We start from the raw sequence: 3,024 nt of genomic DNA on the forward strand, positions 1-3,024 counted from the left end.
TCGCGACAAAAATCGCTCCCCGAGAGCGAATGTGGCGGCGCAGCAATTCCAGCGAAGGAGTTTTGCAAGAGGCTCTCTATAGAAATTTTTGGGGGCGTGGAGCCAGGAATCAAACCGGGCATTGCCTTGACCATCTGCAGCCGGTGGCGAATCGCCAGCGCTAGAGGAAGGGCGAACTCCGCGTCGGGTCGATCGCGGCGCAAGCGGCCAAGTCGCTACGCGAGCGATCATAGCGACCGTGGCGCAGTCCGGCTACTGCCCTTTCGGGAAGGTCGACGGGTCTTCGTCGAAGAGGCCGGCTGCCTGGACCAGTCGTGCCAGCTCGGCCACCGATCGCAGCTGCAGCTTGGTAGTGATCGCCGTGCGATGCAGTTTCACCGTACGCTCGCTGATGCCCAGGGTGCTGGCAATCTGTTTGTTGAGACCGCCGCGCAGCACCTGCTGTAGCACCTCATGCTCGCGCGGCGACAGGGCGTCGAAGCGGGCGCGCAGGCTTTGCAGGTGCAGACGCTGCGCGCGCTGACGGGCATCATGCGCCAGCGCGCGCTCAACAGCCTGCAGCAGATCGGCCTGCGCTGCGTCCTTGGTAAGAAAGTCCTCGGCGCCGTGGCGCATGGCGCGCACGGAGGTCGCAATGTCCCCCTGGCCGGTGAGAAAGATCACCGGCGGCGCGTGTGGCTCGCGTGCGAGCGCCAGCTGCAGGTCCATGCCGCTCAGGCCGGGCATGCGCAGGTCGGCGATCACGCAGCCCGGCCTATCGGTCAGTTGGGCGAGGTAGAGCTCCGCCGACGAGAAGGTCGCCACCGTATAGCCGGCCGCCCGCAGCAGCCGCGACGCTGACCTCAGGAAGGAAGCGTCGTCGTCGACCAGGGCCACCACCGCCAAGCTGGGGCTCACGAAGGAGCCGCCTCGCCGGCGGTCGGCAGCGTGAAGTGGAAGGTCGCTCCGGCGGGGAAATTGTTCTCTGCCCAGAGGCGACCGCCGTGCGCTTCGACGATGGTACGAGAGATCGCCAGCCCGATCCCCATGCCGTCCAATTTGGTGGTGAAGAAGGGTTCGAAAATGGCGCCCAGTTTTTCCGGCGGGATGCCGGGTCCGGTGTCGGCCACCGCCACTTCAATTTCGTGTCCACCACCAAGCTGAGCGCGCAGGATGACGCGGCGCTCTGCGGGGTGCGCCTGGTCCACGGCATCCATGGCGTTGAGCACCAGGTTGAGCAGAACCTGCTGCAGGTGAACGCGGTCTCCCATCGCCTCGGGCAGATCGGGCGCGATGTCGATCACCAGAGGGATGCTGCGCGCCGCCGCGTCGGCGCGCGTCAGCGCAGCGGTCGCCGCACACAGATCGTCGATGGCCAGTGGGTGGCACGCCATGCTGCGGCGCTTCAGCAGGGTGCGCAGTCGCTCGATCACGTCCCGCGCGCGCTGGTTGTCGGCAAGGATGTCGGCGAGGATAGGCCGCAGCTCGCCGAGCTCTGGCGGGTCGCGTTGCAGGAAAAGCTCCGCCGCCTCGGCGTTGCGCAGAATTGCGCCCAGCGGTTGGTACAACTCGTGCGTCAGCGCCGACGCCAGCTGCCCGAGCATCGAGACCCGGCTGGTATGGGCGAGTTGGGTCTGAAGTTCCTGCAGTTGCAGCTCCGAGCGCCGGCGCGGCGAGATATCGAATGCTACGCCGCGCAGCAGGCGCGGCGCACCGTCGCCATCGCGCTCGACCCGCCCGCGGCTGGCGATCCAGCGCGTCTCTCCGTCGACCGGCTGCAGCCGAACCTCGACTTCGAAGTCACGGTCATTGCTCAGCGCGCTGTCGACGGCATGACGCAGGGTGTCGCGGTCGTCGGGATGCACCGCGTTGATCAGTCGCGCCTGATCGAGACGCTCCGCTGGCGGGATGCCGAACAGGGCGTGCGCTTTGGCAGTCGCCCAGATTTCGCTGGTGCCGAGATTCCAGACCCACACGCCGAGGCCTGCGGCGGCACTGGCCAGATCCATGCGCCGCTCGCTTTCCTGCAACTGCCGACCCAAATGCGCTGCGGCGGAAACGTCGGCGGTGAGTTCGTAGGCCATGGCCAGCAAGATGATCAGGTAGGCCAAGCTGACGAGATAAGGTGTTTGCACGACCCCGATCTCGATCAGCGCCGAATGGGTGCCGGCGCCCAGAACCCAGACCACGACGCTGCCGCCGATGACGGCGGCCCGCCGGCGCTGGCCGCGCTGCGCCAGCTGGAGCGAGGCGTGCACGACGAACACGAACAGCATCAGCACCCCCAGATAGGTCAGAGCGTTCAGCGGGTTCGGGACGCCTACGGCCACTTGGTAGGATGCGCCGCCGAAGGTCTCGACCGTCCGCAAGCCGGGCATTTCCAGGTAGCCGAGGCTTGACCCGGGGAGAAAGTCAAAAAGGACGGCGGTGAAATAGAGGGCCGGGCCGGCGATCGCCAGCCACTTGTTGCCACAGCGGAAATAGAGCCAGACGAAGCCGGCGAGCGTGGCGATGACGACGCCAGCCGCGACATCAAACCAGTTCAGCAGCGCCTGGAACTCGATCGGGCCATTGGCGCGCATCATCGCCAGCTCGAGCCCGCAGGCTGCTGCGGCGGCAAAGGCACTCGCTGCGAATACCAGGCGCGCGCGGTCTGCCGGCCGGGTGAGCGCGATGCGCAGTTCGATCAAACCGAGCGTCAGGCAAGCTGCGGCGACCATCGGCCAGGCAACGGTGATCCAGTTCATGGCGGTCCGGCAGGGAAGCCTACGCTGCAACTGCGACGGCGAACGGACTGCACTGCAGCTGCGGCGTCAGGTGCTGCGTGGACACCCGTTGACCGCCGCGTGGATCGCGCCGAGCACCTCGCGGCCGGCATCGCCCTTGTCGAAAAACGCGGCGCAACCCGCTGCCAGCGCCCGCCGGCGCCAAAGCGGATCGTCGTAGGCAGTGATGAAGACCACCGGTGTCCCCGGCGCCAGGGCATTCAAGTGCTCCTGCAGATCGAGCCCCGACATCCCGGGCAGTTGCACATCCAGCACCAGG

3 protein-coding genes are annotated in these 3,024 nt (G+C 66.9%); all 3 read right to left on the reverse strand.

Features of this window, described 5'->3' with window-relative positions:
* Positions 1-252: 252 nt before the first annotated feature.
* Positions 253-897 (reverse strand): response regulator transcription factor, encoded by a 645-nt coding sequence (locus RUW20_RS02850; protein ID WP_313950686.1) that lies wholly within the window; start codon positions 895-897, stop codon positions 253-255.
* Positions 894-2,726: an ATP-binding protein gene (locus tag RUW20_RS02855; protein ID WP_313950687.1), complete on the reverse strand. Its 1,833-nt coding sequence runs from the start codon at positions 2,724-2,726 to the stop codon at positions 894-896. Before RUW20_RS02855 ends, RUW20_RS02850 begins: the two co-directional genes overlap by 4 nt.
* A gap of 66 nt (positions 2,727-2,792) precedes the next feature.
* Positions 2,793-3,024, reverse strand: a 232-nt coding sequence (locus RUW20_RS02860; protein ID WP_313950688.1) for a response regulator, incomplete at its 5' end; no start/stop codon positions are given.

Source organism: Accumulibacter sp. (assembly GCF_032229525.1).
Lineage (GTDB): Bacteria > Pseudomonadota > Gammaproteobacteria > Burkholderiales > Rhodocyclaceae > Accumulibacter.

Excerpts from the sequence above, each read along its gene's own strand:
- RUW20_RS02855 (WP_313950687.1), bottom strand. The coding sequence starts at position 2,726 with ATGAACTGGATCACCGTTGCCTGGCCGATGGTCGCCGCAGCTTGCCTG.